The organism is Serratia sp. T13T92, from assembly GCF_047530105.1.
Taxonomy (GTDB): Bacteria; Pseudomonadota; Gammaproteobacteria; order Enterobacterales; family Enterobacteriaceae; genus Chania; species Chania fonticola.
This window is the reverse complement of record NZ_JBLJAK010000005.1, coordinates 237,366-254,660: the sequence shown is the minus strand read 5'-3', so window position 1 is coordinate 254,660 and position 17,295 is coordinate 237,366. Positions and strand designations below refer to the sequence as shown.

Annotated in this window: 19 protein-coding genes; 10 read left to right on the top strand and 9 right to left on the bottom strand. The window is 53.2% G+C overall.

All coding sequences use genetic code 11. The annotated features are described in order from the left end of the window. Positions 1-178 precede the first annotated feature (178 nt). From mltC to mutY, 3 genes are all read right to left on the bottom strand, one after another. Positions 179-1,255 carry a membrane-bound lytic murein transglycosylase MltC gene (mltC, locus tag ACMV5I_RS08485; protein ID WP_024484084.1) on the bottom strand — a complete coding sequence of 359 codons (1,077 nt, stop codon included), beginning with the start codon at positions 1,253-1,255 and terminating at the stop codon, positions 179-181. A 65-nt stretch (positions 1,256-1,320) separates the two neighbouring features. Further along, the gene (locus ACMV5I_RS08480) at positions 1,321-1,593 is read right to left on the bottom strand and encodes an oxidative damage protection protein (protein WP_024484083.1); all 273 of its coding nucleotides are present in this window, start codon (positions 1,591-1,593) and stop codon (positions 1,321-1,323) included. Next, positions 1,590-2,690 (bottom strand): A/G-specific adenine glycosylase, encoded by a 1,101-nt coding sequence (gene mutY, locus ACMV5I_RS08475; protein WP_414824117.1) that lies wholly within the window; start codon positions 2,688-2,690, stop codon positions 1,590-1,592. Before mutY ends, ACMV5I_RS08480 begins: the two co-directional genes overlap by 4 nt. A gap of 180 nt (positions 2,691-2,870) precedes the next feature. On the opposite strand from mutY, the gene trmB reads away from it, so the two are divergent. The 6 genes from trmB (at position 2,871) to ACMV5I_RS08445 (ending at position 6,848) form a co-directional block, all read left to right on the top strand. After that, positions 2,871-3,590 carry a tRNA (guanosine(46)-N7)-methyltransferase TrmB gene (gene trmB, locus ACMV5I_RS08470; RefSeq protein WP_414824116.1) on the top strand — a complete coding sequence of 240 codons (720 nt, stop codon included), beginning with the start codon at positions 2,871-2,873 and terminating at the stop codon, positions 3,588-3,590. Continuing rightward, positions 3,590-3,916 carry a YggL family protein gene (locus ACMV5I_RS08465; RefSeq protein ID WP_021806298.1) on the top strand — a complete coding sequence of 109 codons (327 nt, stop codon included), beginning with the start codon at positions 3,590-3,592 and terminating at the stop codon, positions 3,914-3,916. Before trmB ends, ACMV5I_RS08465 begins: the two co-directional genes overlap by 1 nt. 80 nt (positions 3,917-3,996) lie before the next feature. Then, positions 3,997-4,920: a glutaminase B gene (gene glsB, locus ACMV5I_RS08460; RefSeq protein ID WP_024484046.1), complete on the top strand. Its 924-nt coding sequence runs from the start codon at positions 3,997-3,999 to the stop codon at positions 4,918-4,920. A 40-nt stretch (positions 4,921-4,960) separates the two neighbouring features. Further along, positions 4,961-5,677: a DUF2884 domain-containing protein gene (locus ACMV5I_RS08455; protein ID WP_024484045.1), complete on the top strand. Its 717-nt coding sequence runs from the start codon at positions 4,961-4,963 to the stop codon at positions 5,675-5,677. Between the two features lie 106 nt (positions 5,678-5,783). After that, complete coding sequence (locus tag ACMV5I_RS08450) at positions 5,784-6,116, top strand: DUF2645 family protein (protein ID WP_141132952.1); 333 nt, start codon at positions 5,784-5,786, stop codon at positions 6,114-6,116. Between the two features lie 162 nt (positions 6,117-6,278). Next, positions 6,279-6,848, top strand: coding sequence for a hypothetical protein (locus ACMV5I_RS08445; protein WP_141132951.1), 570 nt, complete (start codon positions 6,279-6,281; stop codon positions 6,846-6,848). 285 nt (positions 6,849-7,133) lie between these two features. On the opposite strand, the gene hemW is transcribed toward ACMV5I_RS08445, so the two are convergent. From hemW to ACMV5I_RS08415, 6 genes are all read right to left on the bottom strand, one after another. Then, positions 7,134-8,285 carry a radical SAM family heme chaperone HemW gene (hemW, locus tag ACMV5I_RS08440; protein ID WP_202810884.1) on the bottom strand — a complete coding sequence of 384 codons (1,152 nt, stop codon included), beginning with the start codon at positions 8,283-8,285 and terminating at the stop codon, positions 7,134-7,136. Beyond that, on the bottom strand, positions 8,275-8,871 hold the full coding sequence (gene rdgB / locus ACMV5I_RS08435) for an RdgB/HAM1 family non-canonical purine NTP pyrophosphatase (protein WP_024484044.1): 597 nt from the start codon (positions 8,869-8,871) through the stop codon (positions 8,275-8,277). Before rdgB ends, hemW begins: the two co-directional genes overlap by 11 nt. Positions 8,872-8,887: 16 nt before the next feature. Continuing rightward, complete coding sequence (gene yggU / locus ACMV5I_RS08430; protein WP_024484043.1) at positions 8,888-9,178, bottom strand: DUF167 family protein YggU; 291 nt, start codon at positions 9,176-9,178, stop codon at positions 8,888-8,890. Next, positions 9,175-9,729, bottom strand: coding sequence for a YggT family protein (locus ACMV5I_RS08425; protein WP_021179666.1), 555 nt, complete (start codon positions 9,727-9,729; stop codon positions 9,175-9,177). The genes yggU and ACMV5I_RS08425 overlap by 4 nt, the downstream gene beginning before the upstream one ends. A gap of 82 nt (positions 9,730-9,811) precedes the next feature. Next, positions 9,812-10,633, bottom strand: coding sequence for a pyrroline-5-carboxylate reductase (gene proC, locus ACMV5I_RS08420; protein WP_024484042.1), 822 nt, complete (start codon positions 10,631-10,633; stop codon positions 9,812-9,814). 10 nt (positions 10,634-10,643) lie between these two features. Further along, on the bottom strand, positions 10,644-11,357 hold the full coding sequence (locus tag ACMV5I_RS08415) for a YggS family pyridoxal phosphate-dependent enzyme (protein WP_414824114.1): 714 nt from the start codon (positions 11,355-11,357) through the stop codon (positions 10,644-10,646). Positions 11,358-11,377: 20 nt separating this feature from the next. On the opposite strand from ACMV5I_RS08415, the gene ACMV5I_RS08410 reads away from it, so the two are divergent. The 4 genes from ACMV5I_RS08410 to ACMV5I_RS08395 all read left to right on the top strand — a co-directional run bounded on the left by ACMV5I_RS08410 (position 11,378) and on the right by ACMV5I_RS08395 (position 17,254). Continuing rightward, complete coding sequence (locus ACMV5I_RS08410; protein ID WP_021806291.1) at positions 11,378-12,370, top strand: type IV pilus twitching motility protein PilT; 993 nt, start codon at positions 11,378-11,380, stop codon at positions 12,368-12,370. 177 nt (positions 12,371-12,547) lie between these two features. Beyond that, complete coding sequence (locus tag ACMV5I_RS08405) at positions 12,548-13,180, top strand: response regulator transcription factor (protein WP_141132947.1); 633 nt, start codon at positions 12,548-12,550, stop codon at positions 13,178-13,180. 136 nt (positions 13,181-13,316) lie between these two features. Beyond that, positions 13,317-16,688 carry an ATP-binding protein gene (locus ACMV5I_RS08400; protein ID WP_414824113.1) on the top strand — a complete coding sequence of 1,124 codons (3,372 nt, stop codon included), beginning with the start codon at positions 13,317-13,319 and terminating at the stop codon, positions 16,686-16,688. A 122-nt stretch (positions 16,689-16,810) separates the two neighbouring features. Then, positions 16,811-17,254, top strand: a complete 444-nt coding sequence (locus tag ACMV5I_RS08395) for a DUF1090 domain-containing protein (protein ID WP_021806288.1) — start codon at positions 16,811-16,813, stop codon at positions 17,252-17,254. Positions 17,255-17,295 lie beyond the last annotated feature (41 nt).

Here is a 17,295-nt window from a genome sequence, read left to right as displayed (position 1 = left end):
ATTTCTGGCAAACTGTTTGTAAAGGCACGATGAGGTCTCTTCTGTTTTGTTAGCGCAACCAGTAGATCACACTTCATCGTGCCTTTCATTTTTTTCTGGGGATTCCTCAGCCCTGTGGGAGAGGGTTAGGGTGAGGGGAAACATGTCTCCCCCCAGCCCCGTATTTTCCCACCAGCGATTACTTCCGCCGGTAGTTTTTCTGCGCGTTGTTAACCTTCACCAGATAACGGCGCGATTCACCCGCCGGATGCTTGGTGGTCAAAGTCTGATAAATATCACCAGGCTGCATGCTGTTGATGATGGTTACCGCCTTGGCCTTGTCACTATTGAACACCCGCAGCACGCTGCCAGCCCCACCGTTGTATGCGGTGATCACCGCATAACGGCGTGAGGTCGGGTTCTGAATGCCGCCCAGGTAGTTGTTCTGCAAGATGGCCAGATAGGCGGTACCGGTATCGATGTTGTTCTCCGGATCAAACAGGTAACTACGGCTTGGCGTACCCCATTTACCTTTGCTCTGGAACACGTCTTTACCAGCGGTATGCTGCACGACCTGCATCAGGCCCAGCGCGTCGGAACCACTTACCGCATACGGGTTAAAGCTGGATTCGGTCTGCATAATTGCCAGGATCAGCGACTCTTCGACGCCGTATTTCTCAGACGCCTGGCGAACCATCGGCAGATATTTATGTGCACGTTTATCCAGGTGGTTAGGCACCAGTTGCATAGTCACCGAGTAGATCACGTGCAGGCCTGAGGTGCGCCTCTTTAGCTTGTTTTGCAGCAGGTAGTCGGCGAAGTGCGCCGCTCGCCATTCCCAGCGGATGGGTTGGCCCTTGTTATCCAGCACCTGGCCGTACAGGAACGGCTCTTTGCTGATCTGGATATCATTGGCGTCGGAATAGAGGTCGATCGAGCCTGGATCGTCGCCCATCAACAGGGTGCTGATCACCGCCTGGCGCAGATGAGCAGCAGGATCGGTGGTGGCGATGGTTTCGATAGTGATGGTGCCCGAATCAAAGTTGATGTGGCTACGGGTCTGATATTGGTCGGTATATTTGACGTAGTCCTTTGGCCCGGCGATCAGAACTTCGCTCAGCCCCCAGATGTTCTCGATATTGTGGGCAAATTGGCCCATCAAAATATCAAAGGCGTTGGTGTCTTTGACATAGGCTTCCGTGACCACGTCGTTTTTTTTGCCGGAACAGGAGATCAGCAAAGGCGCTATCACTAGCAAAGCTAATATTTTCTTCATCTTGTTAAAGCCGTATACGCGAAGAATTAAACAGGGGGAAAGGGCCAGCGCTGGCCCGGAAAATCTTATTCGCTCGGTGGCGTATAGCCTTCGATGTGGACCTCATGCCCTTCGAACAGGAAGCGGACCATCTCTTGTTCCAGCAGTTTGCGGTCATCCACGTTCATCATGTTGAGCTTTTTCTCGTTGATCAGCATGGTTTGCTTCTTCATCCATTCTCCCCAGGCTTCCTTGGAGATTTCGTTGTAGATGCGCTTGCCGACTTCCCCTGGATAGAGCTGGAAGTCTTGCCCATCGGCGTCACGCTGCAGGAAGGTACAAAAAATGGTTCTGCTCATGCTAATTCCTCGTCAATGGCGCTGTTGCCAAATAAACCGGGTTGGGTCGGGGACTGTTTGGCCAACTGCTGTAGCAGGCGCTCAACCGGCGCGGCCAGCCCGACCGAAGGGGGCTGCGTTAAGTTATACCAGAGACCGGAACCCGCATCCATGGCGCTACCCGCTTTGTCGATGTTCAGCCACATAGGCACAATATCCAGATGGAAATGGCTGAAGGTGTGGCGGAAGGCGGTCATTTGCTCTAAACGGTGACCTTGCAGGCCGCGTTGTTGCAGCCAGAGTTCAAGATCGATCCGCGCGCTAAACTGCGGGAAGCAGAATAACCCGCCCCATAGGCCAGCTCCTGGGCGCTGTTCCAGCCAGACGCCATCGCCCTGTTGCAGCATCAGGAAGTAGGCGGTTTTTTCCGGTAGGGTTTGCTTGGGTTTTTTGCCCGGGTAGTTGGCCCAGCTGCTGTTGCCGTTGGCGATGCAGCCGACATTGAGCGGGCATAGCTCACATTTGGGTTTGCTACGGGTGCAGACCATCGCTCCCAGATCCATCATCGCCTGATTGAACTGGCCAACCCCTTTTGCTGGAGTGACCTCTTCGCTGATCTCCCACAGGCGATTTTCCACCTCTTTTTTGCCCGGCCAGCCAGCTATGGCATAGCAACGGGCCAGTACGCGCTTGACGTTACCGTCGAGGATCGGATAGTGCTGCCCCTGGGACAGAGAGAGAATGGCACCGGCGGTTGAACGGCCTACGCCAGGCAGCGCGACAATTTCTTCAAAGGTTGTCGGGAACTCACCGCCGTGCTGTGCGACAATGGTCTGCGCCGCTTTATGCAGGTTTCTGGCGCGGGCATAATAGCCAAGCCCGGTCCACAGATGCAGGACTTCATCCTGCGGCGCTTCGGCCAAGGCTCTCACGTTCGGAAAGTGTGCCATAAAGCGCTGAAAATAAGGAATAACGGTGGCAACCTGAGTTTGTTGCAGCATCACCTCAGAGAGCCATACTTGATAAGGCGTTTTATCGAGTTGCCACGGCAGCGTTTTGCGGCCATAGCGTTGGTACCAGTCAAGCACTACGTGCGAGAACTGTTGTGCTTGCATCATGAGCGAGTTCGCTATCCGGCAGATAAATAATGATGCGCGATTGCAGCATAGAGTGATGGTGCTGTAAACCGGAACTTTCCGCAGTAGCACATCCGGTATGATGATGAACGCTTGCTAAAGCAAGGTATCTTTGCATAATGCGCGTTCCCCTAATTGGCAGCCAAATAGACAGAAAGCACTATGATTAATGACGTCATCTCCCCAGAATTTGATGAGAACGGCCGCGCGATGCGCCGTATCCGCAGTTTTGTTCGCCGCCAGGGGCGGTTGACCAAAGGCCAGCAGCAGGCGCTGGACAACTATTGGCCGGTGATGGGCGTGGAATATCAGGCTGAACCTGTCGATATCGCCGCGCTGTTTGGTCGTGAAGCGCCAACCGTGCTGGAGATTGGTTTTGGCATGGGGGCATCGCTGGTCACCATGGCGGGCAATAATCCGCAGCAGAACTTCCTGGGGATCGAGGTTCACTCGCCGGGCGTGGGTGCCTGTCTGGCCGATGCCCATGAGGCGGAGTTGGCCAACCTGCGGGTGATGTGCCACGATGCGGTAGAAGTTTTGCAGAATATGATCCCGGACGCTTCACTGGATATGGTGCAGCTGTTCTTCCCGGATCCTTGGCACAAGGCGCGCCACAACAAACGCCGCATCGTACAGACGCCGTTTGTTGAACTGGTGCTGCGCAAATTAAAAGTCGGTGGCGTATTCCATATGGCCACCGACTGGCAACCCTATGCGGAACACATGCTGGAAGTCATGAGCAGCAGCGCAGGCTACCGTAATCTCTCCGAGAGTAATGATTACGTACCGCGTCCGGACTCGCGTCCGCTGACAAAATTTGAATTACGTGGCCAGCGTCTGGGACATGGCGTTTGGGATTTGATGTTTGAGAGGATGGAATAATGGCTAAGAACCGTAGTCGTCGTTTACGTAAAAAGTTGCATATCGAAGAGTTTCAGGAACTGGGCTTCTCTGTAGCCTGGCGTTTTGCTGAAGGGACTGCCGTTGAAGATATCGACAGCACCCTGGACGCGTTTATCGAGGAAGTGATCGAGCCGAACGGCCTGGCGTTTGACGGCAGTGGCTATCTGCAGTGGGAAGGTTTGATCTGCCTGCAGACGATTGGTCATTGCACCGACGAACACCGTGAGCTGATCAAAAACTGGCTGGAAGCACGTAAGCTGAACGATGTGAAAACCAGCGATCTGTTCGACATCTGGTGGGATTGATCCCGTCCGATTAGCATTGCCGAAGGTGCCTTAATGGCACCTTTGTTTTATCTGGTGTCCTTTCTGGAGTAGTGAGCGCGGTGGTAACAACATTAGATAACGCGTTGCTGGAGGAGATCCTGCAACAGGTACGCCCGTTGATTGGGCAAGGTAAGGTTGCAGACTATATTCCCGCTTTGGCAGAAGTCGCTGCCGATCGGCTGGCGATCGCCGTCTGTACCGTTGACGGTGAGCTGTTTCAGGCCGGGGACGCGACGGAGCGCTTTTCGATCCAGTCGATCTCCAAGGTATTGAGCCTGACGCTGGCGCTAACGCGTTATCAGGAAGGTGAAATCTGGCAGCGGGTGGGGAAAGAGCCCTCTGGCCTGCCGTTTAATTCGTTGCTGCAGTTGGAGATGGAGCAGGGCAAACCGCGCAATCCGTTTATCAACCCCGGAGCGCTGGTGGTATGCGATATGCTGCAAACCCGGCTTAGTGCTCCCAAGCAGCGGATGCTGGAAGTGGTGCGCCAACTGGCAGGCGTTGATGATCTATCCTATGACACCCGCGTGGCGCGCTCTGAATTTGAGCATTCCGACCGCAATGCCGCCATTGCCTATCTGATGAAGTCGTTCGGTAACTTCGACAATGACGTGCTGACCGTGCTGCAAACCTATTTTCACTACTGCGCGTTACGTATGAGCTGCATTGAGCTGGCACGCAGCTTTGTCTACCTGGCTAACCAGGGCCGGACGCTTGATGGCGAAGAGGTGATCAGCCCCTTGCAAGCCCGGCAGATTAACGCCTTGATGATGACCAGCGGTATGTATGATGGCGCAGGCGAGTTTGCCTATCGGGTTGGCATGCCGGGCAAGTCTGGAGTGGGCGGCGGTATCATCGCCATCGTCCCTGATGAACTGTCGATTGTCGTCTGGTCGCCGGAGCTGGATGCATCCGGTAACTCATTGGCGGGAACTGCTGCACTAGAACTGTTGTCTCAACGCATTAGCCGTTCGATTTTTTAACTCCATCGCACATGCGGTTGGAAGGGAGTCAGGAGAAACTATGTTAAAGAGAACCGGATTGGCCTTGCTGTTGTTAACGGCTTCACAGGCGCATGCCGAGTACCAGTGCAGCGTCAGGCCACAGGACGACGTGATTATCAGCCCACAGACCGTACAGGTGGTAGGTGCCAGCGGTAACCTGCAAATCACCGCCGACGGCGATGTCACTCGTGATGGCAAAGCATTGAGCCTGAACGATAGCCAGCGCCAGAAGGCGTTCAGCTACCAGAACGCATTGCGTAAAGACTTACCCTGGATCGATCAGGGTGCGCAGCAGCATCTGGAAAAGGCGCGGGTAGCGCTGGATAAAGTCATCGTTCAGGAGTTGGGCACAGACAGTAACGTACGCAACCGCCTGACCACGCTCAACGATCAGTTGAAGCAGCAGATGAACCGTATTATTGAACACCGCAGCGATGGCCTCACGTTCCACCACAAGGCGATCGCTCAGGTGGAGCAGGATGGCCGCAATATCGTGCAGCAGAGCATGGGCGGCGTATTGCAGGACAGCCTGAACGAAATGGGCGTCAAGCAGGTCGCCAACAGCAATGGCAACCCGTTGCAGGCGATTATGGGCAACCTGGGTGGGCTACAGCAGGCCATCAAGAACGAATGGAATAATCAGGAGCAGGACTTCCAGAACTTTGGTCGCGACGTGTGTAAGCGCGTAACGGCTCTGGAAACCCAGCGTAAGGATCTGGTTAAGGCGCTGAACTAAGGTTTGACGTTAACAGGTTCCGTTGTTTTAAGAGTTGCACTCTTAACTCGACGGAACCTTTTTTTCTGCCAGGGAAGCGCGACGACCTCTGCGAGGCGATTTAATCATGGATACTTTCAAGTCCGTACTCAAGCTGCTCAGCCCTCTCATCTTCCTTTATTATCTCGTATGCATTTTCTACATAATGATATTTTCAGTAATAGAGTACGAATGGGCGATTGGAGAAGAGGGGATAGAAAATATCTGCGATGTTATTCTGCACTTTAATATTGATGATGTCAGTGATGTTGGAATTCCCTTTACTGCAGCGATTATCTTTCCGTTAATCATATATTCTATTTATAGGGTTAGGCAACGAAGATTCATACCAGTAATAGTAACCAGCTTGTTAGTGATTTACTGGTGGTGGGCATTCTTTGGTCGGTTTTTATATTGTTGATTATCCACTTGGCTCGTAAATTCCACGTATTACAACCAGAGACTCCTGTGATATGGTGAGTTCACGGTTTATTAATAAAAATTCATTGTGGAGCAATTTACGGAGATTGATCAGTGATTGGGTGATGTTTTTTAAAGTATGGAAGTTCTTTCGAGGCTGTATATGGAAATACAAGAAGAAAAGTATCTTGAAGATCCCGGATTTAGACGAAAGAAGTTCGTTTATGACAATCGTATTCATCACAGCTATGTTTTTGTGGCTGGAGGAAGAGTGTACACAGCGGTTTTTGGCAGTTTAACCACTGAGCAGAAATTCTTGGATATTGGCTACAATATGCCACCAGATACACCTTTTCCCTGCAATGGCATGTCTGAGGTTTACTTCGACATTTATATTGATGTTGAATCTTTTGGGGATTTCCGACACGTTGAGTTCCACGGGCTTGCCGGAGGCGTCGTATTGGAACAAGTCGCTTTAGCCATGCTTGCGCATTACCAGGCTTTTGATGTCGGCGGTTTTGTCTTCCAGGCGGCCAGTGGCGAAATTGCCGATAAAGGACGCAGCGTGACTCTCGAAGAGACATATGATTATATACTTGGGTTAAAAAGTGAACCACGCTACAATAAAAGTACTGGTCTTCCTAAGGGAACGCCGAGAAAGCTCTTGCCTGATTCCCTAAAGGCTTACAAAGACACATCAAATGGGAGGGCTTGTTATGCCATTATGCCATAAAACCATACGCTCTCAGGCTGGGGCAGATGAGAAAGAGTTATTGCAAGCACTTGCCACTGTTGAGCTTGCAACGACTTCCCACGCTGATGCGGAACAAGGTCTTCGTCATGAACTTCAGGAAAGGCAGAAAAGATCTTCTGCTACGTTGTTACGTAACAAGCTCAGCCAGCTAACGCTAAAACGCGAATATCAGAAAATCTGACCAAAGGGTTTCTTGCGCAGCCTTTCAGATTGAGGGCTGCATGCAGCTAAACGGGCGCAGCATGCGGCGCCCCTACAGGTTAGTTATTCTTCCGGCAAGAACAGTTCCAACAGCGAATTAAGGAACAGTTTGCCATGCTCGGTGATCTGCCAATACTCTGGCGTCTCTAGCAGATAGCCTTTAGCCAGTGCTTCGTCCAATGGCGCGCGGATCACACTCTCATCCAGCCCGGTATATTGGGCGAACTCGGCGCGTGGCGCAGCTTCCAGCAGGCGGAAACGGTTCATAAAGAACTCGAATGGCCGATCGTGCGCCTCGACTTCATGCAGCTTGTCCCGATAGTCACCCCGCATAAAGCCGCGTGGATGCTTGGTTTTGGCGGTGCGCAGAATGCGGCCATCGGCAAAGGTCAGCTTGCCGTGTGCGCCACAACCAATCCCCAGATAGTCGCCAAAGCGCCAGTAGTTGAGGTTGTGCTGACACTGATAACCCGGTTTGGCGTAGGCCGAGGTCTCGTACTGCTGATAACCGGCGGCACTCAACAGCTCATGCCCTTGCTCAAAGATATTCCACAGCGCGTCATCATCCGGTAATACCGGCGGGCGTGAGCTGAACAGGGTATTTGGCTCGATGGTGAGTTGGTACCAGGACAGATGCGGCGGATTAAGGGCGATAGCCTGGCGCAGGTCGTCCAGCGCTTCTTCCAGTGACTGATCCGGCAAGCCATGCATCAGGTCCAGATTGAAACTGCGTAGGCCCAGGCCGGTTGCCAGATGCGCCGCGCGTTTGGCCTCATCGGGGCCATGAATGCGCCCCAGACGGGTTAACTTCTCGGCGCTAAAGCTTTGTACGCCAATCGAGATGCGGTTCACCCCTGCGCGCTGGTAGCCACTGAAGCGATCGGCCTCCACGGTGCCTGGGTTGGCTTCCATGGTGATCTCGGCGTCATCCGCGACGTGAATGCGTGCCCGCACGCCATCCAGCAGTGCCTGCATGGCTTCGGCACTCAACAGGCTCGGCGTACCCCCACCGATAAAGATGGTGCTGATTGCACGACTGCTGGCGAGCGGCAAATCGGCATCCAGATCCGCCAGCAGATGATCGACATATTCCAGGTGCGGTACTTCGCCCTTCAAGGCATGCGAGTTGAAATCGCAGTACGGGCACTTTTGTACGCACCAGGGAATATGGATGTACAGGCTGAGCGGTGGCAGTTGTACGCTGTTAGCTGGCATTACGCATCGCTTCCAACATCAACTTCAACGCCTTGCCACGGTGAGAAATGGCAATTTTCTCTTCCCGCGTCAGCTCTGCTGCGGTGCAGCCCAACTCTGGCACATAGAAGATCGGATCGTAACCGAAGCCGCCAACGCCGGCCGCTTCAAAAGTGATCTCACCGTTCCAGCAACCGTGGAATACCAGCGGAGTTGGATCTTCTGCATGACGCATATAGACCAGCACGCAATGGAATTGAGCACCGCGCTTGCCCTCAGGCACGTCTTTCAGCGTCACCAGCAGCTTGTCCAGATTCTGCTGGTCGCTGGCCTCTAAACCGGCATAGCGGGCAGAGTAGATACCCGGAGCACCGCCCAAGACATCGACTGCCAGGCCAGAGTCGTCGGCAATCGCTGGCAGGCCGGTGATCTGCGCGGCATGGCGGGCTTTGAGAATGGCGTTTTCAATAAACGTCAGGCCGGTTTCTTCGGCGGAGTCTACGCCAAGCTCGGTTTGCGCTACCACGTCAAAGCCGAAATCGGCCAGCAGTTCGGCGAGTTCACGCACTTTGCCGGGGTTGCCGGTGGCAAGAACGATTTTTTGCATAATAGATACCTTGAAATTATTCGATGAGCGCCGCGATGGCCTCAGGGATCTGTTGCGGGTTGAGGATGCGCAATTGCTTGTGCCGCCCCAGTTCGCCTTTCTCGATGATCACGTTGCTTTTCGCCACCTTGAACTGCTTGGCGATAAACTTGATGAGATGGGCATTGGCCTGGCCATCAACCGGCGGTGCAGTGATGGCGACTTTTATCTCGTCGCCATGCAGGCCAATAATCTGATCGCGGCTGGCTTTGGGCTGAATATATAGCCTGACCACCAGCCCGTCCAGCTGCGGGGTAACTGCACTCACAGCAGGAACCAGAGCTCGCCAAACAGATCCATCCCCAGGTAGTTGATCAGATACAGGATCAGGATCACCACCATCGCGGAGAAATCAATACCGCCCATCGCCGGGATCACGCGGCGGATAGGGGCCATCAATGGCTCGGTAAGCTGGAACATCACATAATCAATCGGGCTGCGGCCCTGGCTGATCCAACTCATCAAGGCGCGAATGATCATCACCCAGAAGATCAGGTAGCCGACGGATTTGATCAGAGAAATCAGGCCAAACAGCAAGTTGTACAGGCTGAGTGACAGGGTACCGCTCTGGATCAGCAGCAGTAGCGGATATTTGATGGTCATCAGCAGGAACGCCAACAGCAATGAGGCGCTATCTACCGGACCCATCGAAGGAACGATGCGGCGCAGAGGGCCGACGATCGGCTGGGTGATTTTCACCACAAACTGCGAAAACGGGTTATAAAAGTCAGTGCGCGTCAGTTGCATCCAGATGCGCAACAGCAGCACCATGACGTAAATATCAACGACGGTTTTGACCAGGAAAGTCAGCGTTAGCATGTAAGTTACCCTTCTCCTTAACTTCTGGGTTATCCCCTTGGTTATCAGACCACCGTGGTGGCCTGAAACTCATCGGGCATAGTTAAAATGATTTTTCCATTTCCTGCGCACGGGAAACGGCGGCCTGCATGGCTTTGGCAACGGTCTCTGGCAACCGCTGTTCGTTGAATACCCGCAACGCCTCGGCGGTAGTGCCCCCTTTGGAGGTCACCTGCTCGCGTAGCGTGGTTAGCGAGATCTCCGGGTTGGCGGCGGCTAATGCCGCAGCACCGATAGCGGCTTGCTGCACCAGATCGCGAGCGGCCTGGCTGCTGAATCCCATACGTTCGGCTTCCTGTTGCATGGCATCCATAAACAGGAAGAAATAGGCCGGTGCACTGCCTGCGGCGGCGATCACGCCATTGATGCCGTTTTCGTCATCAACCCAGCAGACTTTACCCACCGAGCTCATGAGGTCGCTGGTGTAATCACGATCCTGTTGGCTAACCTGCTCGGGAGCATACAGCCCGCTCATCCCTTTACCGACCAATGAAGGGGTATTGGGCATGATGCGCACGATATTCAAGCCTTCGCCGAGCATTTGATAGAAACGGCTCACCAGGATACCGGCGGCGATCGACAGCACCAGTTTACCGGAGAAATCGACCTGTTCCTGTAAAGGTAAGCAAACCTGCGCCATCATTTGCGGTTTCACTGCCAGGACCACGACGTCGGCCTGTTGTGCACAGCTTATGTTGTCTGCGCTGCTGTTGATGCCATATTCGGCGGCCAGGGCGTCACGGTTTTTTGCCGATGGCGCACAAACGCTGATGGCAGTGGCCGGATAGCCACCGGCGACCAGGCCAGCAATGATAGCGCGAGCCATATTACCGGCACCAATAAAGGTAATTTTGCGATGTTGCATCCAATCCTCGTTATACGGTGGTGTGCGAGTAGTCACGGGCGCCAAAAATTGCGGTGCCGATACGAACCATCGTGCTGCCAGCGGCGATCGCCGCCTGCATATCATCTGTCATGCCCATCGACAGCGTATCCACCTGCGGATAGCGCAGCTTGAGCTCCTGGAAAGCGTCATTCATCTGGCCGAATGTTGCCAACTGGCGCTGATAGTCGTGTTCCGGGGCCGGGATGGCCATCAGCCCACGCAAGCACAGGTTAGGCAATGCGGCGACCGCCTCGGCCAGCGCAGGCAGCTCACTCAATACAATGCCAGATTTACTCTGCTCGTCACTGATATTTATCTGGATCAGCACGTTTAATGGCGGCATTTCTGCGGGGCGCTGATCGCTCAGGCGCAGGGCAATACGCATGCGGTCAACGGTGTGGCACCAGGCAAAGTGCTCTGCCACCAGCCTGCTTTTATTGGATTGCAGCGGGCCGATAAAGTGCCATTCCAATCCAGCCCCTTCCGGCCGCTGAGCAAAATACTGGATCTTGTCTACCCCTTCCTGCACGTAATTCTCGCCGAACGCGTGCTGGCCTGCGGCGATGGCTTGTGCGATCGCCTCCGCAGGTTTGGTTTTGCTGACTGCAAGCAATGTCACTTCTTCTGGAATGCGTGCGCAGTCTTGAGCGGCCGCTGCAATACGGCTCCTGACATCCTGCAGATTCTGTTGGATAGTGCTCATGATTAACCCGGGAGATTGATATGGATATCGATGAATTTGTGGCCCTTAGTGTAAAGCATAATGCCTCCGATCTGCACCTATGTACCGGCCATCTGCCAATGTTACGTATCGATGGGGAACTCCAGGCCGTGGAAAGTGGGGAAATCCTCACTCAACAACAGATGGCGGCATGGTGCCAAACGCAGTTGTCGCAGACAATGTGGCAGCAACTCCAGCAGGTGGGGCAGCTCGATCTGGCGCTAGCCCTGGCTGATGGCACCCGGCTGCGTGCCAATTTCTTTTTGCAGAACGCCGGGGTCTCTGTGGCGCTACGCAGGATAGCCAGCCAGTGCCCAACGTTGGCCGAACTGACTACCCCGGAAATTATTCCGGCGCTGCTGCAGCGTGAAGATGGCTTGATACTCGTCACTGGCGCTACCGGCAGCGGCAAGTCGACCACCTTGGCGGCGATGATCGACTTTATTAATCGGCATCAGCGCCGCCATATCCTCACGCTGGAAGATCCGATCGAGTTTATCCACCGTAGCCAGCGTTCCCTAATCCAGCAGCGGGAGTTAGGGCGGGATACCCACAGTTTTGACGATGCGCTGCGGGCCGCACTGCGTGAAGATCCAGACGTGATCCTGCTGGGGGAGCTACGTGATACCACCACCGTTCGGCTGGCGTTGACTGCGGCAGAAACCGGCCATTTAGTTCTGGCTACTTTGCATACCCGCAGCGCGCCACAGGCGGTGGAACGGCTGGTGGATGTATTCCCTGCGGAAGAGAAAGCCTATGTTCGGGCTCAGTTGGCCAGTAGCCTGCAGGCGGTGATCGCGCAAAAGCTGCTGAGCAAGCCCGGGGGAGGGCGTGTGGCCATTTACGAGATCCTCACGGCCACGGCGGCGGTGAGCAGCATGATCCGCGAAGGTAAAACCCATCAGTTGGTCAGCGTATTGCAAACCGGTGCGCAGTCAGGCATGCAAACTTTTGAACAAGGGTTGCAACAGCGTGTTGCGCAGGGAATATTATAATGCCACAATCGATTAGCTATTTTCCCCTTATACCTTATATTTAATTGCAATCAATAGCGCAGAGGTTGCGTGCGAGAGCGAAATATATTGGTAATTCAAGAGCGAATTGTGTTGCAGTATAAGCAACTATCTATGGGCTGTTATTTTTAGGACTAGTATTAGGATAAGGATATTCTTATGGGTTCTTGGCTGATTGTTGACGATCACCCCGCAATTTGTTTCGCTGTGAAAGCAATTTTATCTTCATTAGGTAATGACTCGATCCAGACCGCAACTAACGGTCTGGATGCCATGGCGCGAATAAGGGAAAATACGCCGCAGCTGGTGATCCTTGATATCATGCTGAACAAAATGGATGGGCTGCAGATCCTGCAGCATATTCGCCAGGTGGACAGCGCTATTAAAGTGGTGGTCTATACCAGCCTGCCCACGGGGAGCTATGCAGAAAGAGCGTTGCGTGCCGGAGCTAGCGGGTTTTTCAACAAGGATCAGGATATCAGTCAATTGGCACCATTGTGCCAACTGGTGCTGCAAGGCTATGCCTGTTTTCCACAGATTACTCTGATGCCTTTGCTAAACTCACCGCAAAAGAGTGAGAATAATCTTACGAATCTTTCCAATCGTGAATTGACCGTGTTACGGTATTTGTCAGAGGGTCTTAGCAATAAGGAAATAGCCGATCGTCTGATTTTGAGCAATAAAACTATCAGCACTTATAAGACACGTCTGATGGAAAAACTAAAAGTTAGTAGTACAGAAGATTTGGTGGCTTTTTTTCACCATCAGAGTGAACGACCTGACGATGAATAAATTTCTTTTGATACTTTTGTTTTTTTGCTGCGGTGTTTCCGCTGGGGAAGTTCCAGCATTTCGTGAAACTAATTTGCTTAGCCGTAGCCAGGTTCAATTATCCGAGCCCGAGTTAACCAGTGATGATTGGCAATGGTTGCGCCGTAAACGTGTGCTGGTTTTCGGCATTGCGGCACCCAATTATTCTCCTTTTGATATCATCAGTGGCACCCGGGATTATGGCGGTATCAATGCTGATTACCTCGGGATCGTCGGCTATAACCTTAACGTACAGATAAAGGTGCGTTACTACGAAGATGCCTCAGCCCTGCGGCGGAGTCTGGATAAGGGAGAAGTCGATCTGATCGGCAATGTCGCTGCAAAAAACGTAGCCGATCCCGACATGCTGCTTTCTACACCTTATGTCTCTGCCTCACCGGCATTGGTGGTGCGCACCGACAGCCTGCTGCAACATAATCCCCCCAAGCGCATTGCTATCGAGCGCCTATACAGCGGTAATCAGAGCTTGGTAGCACGCTTCCCGGCGGATTATCAGGTTTTTGACATACCGCGCCGGGCGCTGGAGGCGTTGTCGTTCAAGAAGCTGGACGCTTTTATTGGTGATGCCACGGTAGCTCGCTATTTAATCAATCAGGGCAACCTGAACAATCTGCGTTTGCAGCTACTGCCGCAGCAGGATATCAAAGGTTTCTCCTTTGGTATGGCCAGCGGGAACGTGCGTTTACAGCGAATATTGAACGCTGTTTTAGCGAGAATTCCGGAAAGCACTCAAGCAGAGATCCAAAGCCGCTGGAATGGCGGGATCCCCATGTCACAAAGTGATGAACACCTGCTGCTGACCTCACTGGAAAGAAAGTGGGTGGAAGAGCATCCCAGGGTGCGCTTGGCCGTGAATGGCGATTTTGCCCCTCTGGGCTTTTTCGACGTTCAGGGGGAGTTCCGTGGTTTGACGGCGGATGTCATGGAGGCTATCTCTAGCCGTATAGGGCTAAAATTCGACATTATCCGCGCGCAATCACTGCAAGACTCCCTGGATGCGGTGAAAACCGGCAGGGCTGACATTGTCGCAGGCGTGACGCTAGATGCAATCTGGCCTAACGGGTTGCTGACCACTCGTTCTTATTTATTCAACTCTTGGGTATTGCTGGGGATCCAGGAGCAGATTAGCCATGATCCTCCGCAGTTGATTGCCCTGGTCGCAGGGCACCCTCTGCAAGTTATCTTGCGGGAACAGTATCCCGAGAGCCGGATCATTACCGTGCCTTCACCCCAAGCTGGTATTGAGGCGCTAAAAGCGGGGAAGGCTGAAGCACTCGTATTGCCGATGATTAGCGCCGATTACTTCCTGGCTCGGGAACCCACATCGGGGCTTAGTATTCTGAGTGCTCTGGATATTGAACCGGCGCGTTTTGTGATTGGTGTCTCTGGTAATGAATATCCCTTGGCAACCATCCTCGACAAGGCATTGCTGAATATCCCCCCAGAGGATATCCATGCGATGACCAGCAATTGGTATAACAACACCTATCTGCTTGAAGGGACCCCGGGTGATGGAGAATTGCTTGCCCACTGTTATTCCACTGCGTGGTTACCGATCGTTCTGCTGCTGGCAATGCTGGTGATCGTCTTGGTTATCAGCCGGTTGCGCAGTAATCGCCACCTGGTGCAGCGTTGCCAGGCGATCATCGATAGCGTGCCCTTGCCGATTTACATCACCAATCTGAAAGACCAGATAGTGATGGCGAACACGCCGTTTTTTAATGCCATCAATGTTCCTGCAGAGAAGGTGATCGGTAGCTCACTGGACAATTACCCACTGCAACTGCCTGTTACGCTGGATATTGGCCGGGGCGGTGAGCAGGAACAGGTTTTATCTGTTATGCAGTTGGGAGGCCAGTCGCATACTTTGCAGCAGTGGGGCCAATTGCTGATTACTGAAGATCAGCGTGCAGAAGGAAAAATCGGCGGGTGGTTCGACGTGACCGAACGCGATCGCCTGATTGCGCAGTTACAGCAGGCGAAAGAGCGCGCAGACAGTGCCAACCGGGCTAAAACCACCTTCCTGGCCACCATGAGCCATGAGATCCGTACCCCGCTCAATGCCATTATCGGCATGTTGGAACTGTTGCTGAACCGCCCGCAACGGGAGGAAACTTTAGATCGAGAACTGCTGAGCGTTGCTCATGAGTCCGCTCATTCTCTGCTGGCCTTGATTGGTGACATTCTTGATATCTCACGCATTGAGGCGGACCGTCTGATCCTGCATCCACAGCGTGCAGATATCCGTCGTTTGATTGAAGCCGTAGCGATGTTATTTGACGGTGTGGCACGCCAAAAAGGGTTAGCGTTCAGGTTGGATATTGACGCGGAGATCACCGGCGATGTGTTAGTTGATCCCATGCGTTTCAAGCAGGTGCTATCCAATCTGGTGAGTAATGCCATCAAGTTTACCGAGCAAGGGCAGGTCACGCTCAGCGTCGTGGTTGATCAGATTAGCGAAGAACGAGCGGATCTGCGGCTACGTGTTTCTGATACTGGCAAGGGGATTGATGCTGTTACTCAAGCGCGTCTTTTCCAACCCTTTACTCAGGGTAATGGAGAGGCTGGCGGGACAGGGCTTGGGCTGTATATTTGCCGCAAGCTGGTGGAGATGATGGGGGGGACCATCGCATTGAACAGTGAGGTGGGTATTGGCAGCGAGGTCACCGTGCTGCTTTCGGTGCCGAGATTGCTGAAATTTCCCCCTCAAACACCTCTGGAGGAACCAGCCCCGGTGGCATCATCCCAACTGCGGGTACTGATCGTTGAAGATCATCCTGCGGGCAGAATGTTGTTGACCCAACAGTTACAGTTTCTAGGCCATCAGCCCAGTGCGGTGGGGGATGGGGAGCAGGCGCTGCAGTTGCTGGAGCAAGAGAGCTTCAACCTGATTATTACCGACTGCCAGATGCCTGAACGTGATGGTTACAGCCTGAGCCGCCAAATCAGGCACCTCGAGCATGAACAGCAGTCCGTTCCTACGGTGATCTGGGGGCTGACGGCTAATGCGCAAGAAAGTGCACGGGAGGCATGTCTGCAGGCGGGAATGGATGACTGCCTGTTCAAGCCGGTTAACCTGAGCATATTAAAAGCGAAATTGTCTACGCTGCCACTGACTGATGCGGGGCACGGTGAAGAGGAACCCGCGTTTATCGTGGAAGATTTGCCAGTGGAATTGCGCCAGCCAAAGGTATTGCGGGAGTTCATACAAACCCTGCTGGATTGTTTACAGGAAGACTGCGCGCAACTTGCCATGGACATGAAGCAACAACCCATGGACCTGATAAGCATACGGGCGTTGGCCCATAAACTGGCCGGCGCGGCCCGGTTGGTGAATGCTGAAAGACTGAATCAAGCTTGTCAGTCATTGCATGACAACCCCGTTCAGGCAACCGCAACGGCGGTGCTGGGGGAAGCACAGCGGCTGCTCAGCACCTTAAGGAAGCTACAACGGACTACAGAAGAATAGTCCCTTCCTACAGGGTGATTAAGGCTTCTGTAGATATTAAGGTAAGGGCGATCATTTTATTCTTTGTTGCACAGGAAGGGGGGCTTTTGGGCTCCTCATGTGTAATAACGTTTAAGGATTAAATGATGAAAAACACCACTAAATTAGCGATTCTGCCACTGGTTCTGGTTCTGGGCGCGAGCTTCTCTACCATGGCTAATGCGGCTTACGACTGTAACGCCAAGCGTGCTGCGATCGAATATCAGATCCAGCAGGCTGAGAAGTACGGTAACTACAACCGCGTAGCGGGTCTGAAGCGTGCTCTGAGCGAAGTTAATGCCCATTGCACCAACGGCAGCGTGCTGCAGGACGCGCAGAAGAAAGTCACCAAGCTGGAACAGAAACTGGCTGACAAGCAGCAAGACGTCCAGGAAATTAAAGCCGACCTGCGCGAAGCTCAGGCTAAAGGTGACGCCAAGAAAGTGGCCAAGTACCAGAAAAAACTGCAAGAAAAGCAGGCTGACGTAAAAGAAATCAAACAAGAGCTGAAGCAGGCTCGGGCTGAACTGGCCGCTGCACAGAAATAAGCAGTCATGATTTGGTAATTAAGGGGCGCAGATGCGCCTCT

What these genes read in the sequence shown, in the direction of transcription:
- proC (WP_024484042.1), bottom strand. Translation starts at nt 10,633, where the DNA reads ATGCAACATCGCAAAATTACCTTTATTGGTGCCGGTAATATGGCTCGC.
- rdgB (WP_024484044.1), bottom strand. Translation starts at nt 8,871, where the DNA reads ATGCAAAAAATCGTTCTTGCCACCGGCAACCCCGGCAAAGTGCGTGAA.
- ACMV5I_RS08465 (WP_021806298.1), top strand. Translation starts at nt 3,590, where the DNA reads ATGGCTAAGAACCGTAGTCGTCGTTTACGTAAAAAGTTGCATATCGAA.
- ACMV5I_RS08425 (WP_021179666.1), bottom strand. Translation starts at nt 9,729, where the DNA reads ATGCTAACGCTGACTTTCCTGGTCAAAACCGTCGTTGATATTTACGTC.
- mutY (WP_414824117.1), bottom strand. Translation starts at nt 2,690, where the DNA reads ATGATGCAAGCACAACAGTTCTCGCACGTAGTGCTTGACTGGTACCAA.
- hemW (WP_202810884.1), bottom strand. Translation starts at nt 8,285, where the DNA reads ATGCCAGCTAACAGCGTACAACTGCCACCGCTCAGCCTGTACATCCAT.
- ACMV5I_RS08480 (WP_024484083.1), bottom strand. Translation starts at nt 1,593, where the DNA reads ATGAGCAGAACCATTTTTTGTACCTTCCTGCAGCGTGACGCCGATGGG.
- ACMV5I_RS08410 (WP_021806291.1), top strand. Translation starts at nt 11,378, where the DNA reads ATGGATATCGATGAATTTGTGGCCCTTAGTGTAAAGCATAATGCCTCC.
- ACMV5I_RS08445 (WP_141132951.1), top strand. Translation starts at nt 6,279, where the DNA reads ATGGAAATACAAGAAGAAAAGTATCTTGAAGATCCCGGATTTAGACGA.
- mltC (WP_024484084.1), bottom strand. Translation starts at nt 1,255, where the DNA reads ATGAAGAAAATATTAGCTTTGCTAGTGATAGCGCCTTTGCTGATCTCC.
- ACMV5I_RS08405 (WP_141132947.1), top strand. Translation starts at nt 12,548, where the DNA reads ATGGGTTCTTGGCTGATTGTTGACGATCACCCCGCAATTTGTTTCGCT.
- ACMV5I_RS08455 (WP_024484045.1), top strand. Translation starts at nt 4,961, where the DNA reads ATGTTAAAGAGAACCGGATTGGCCTTGCTGTTGTTAACGGCTTCACAG.
- ACMV5I_RS08450 (WP_141132952.1), top strand. Translation starts at nt 5,784, where the DNA reads ATGGATACTTTCAAGTCCGTACTCAAGCTGCTCAGCCCTCTCATCTTC.
- trmB (WP_414824116.1), top strand. Translation starts at nt 2,871, where the DNA reads ATGATTAATGACGTCATCTCCCCAGAATTTGATGAGAACGGCCGCGCG.
- ACMV5I_RS08395 (WP_021806288.1), top strand. Translation starts at nt 16,811, where the DNA reads ATGATGAAAAACACCACTAAATTAGCGATTCTGCCACTGGTTCTGGTT.
- ACMV5I_RS08415 (WP_414824114.1), bottom strand. Translation starts at nt 11,357, where the DNA reads ATGAGCACTATCCAACAGAATCTGCAGGATGTCAGGAGCCGTATTGCA.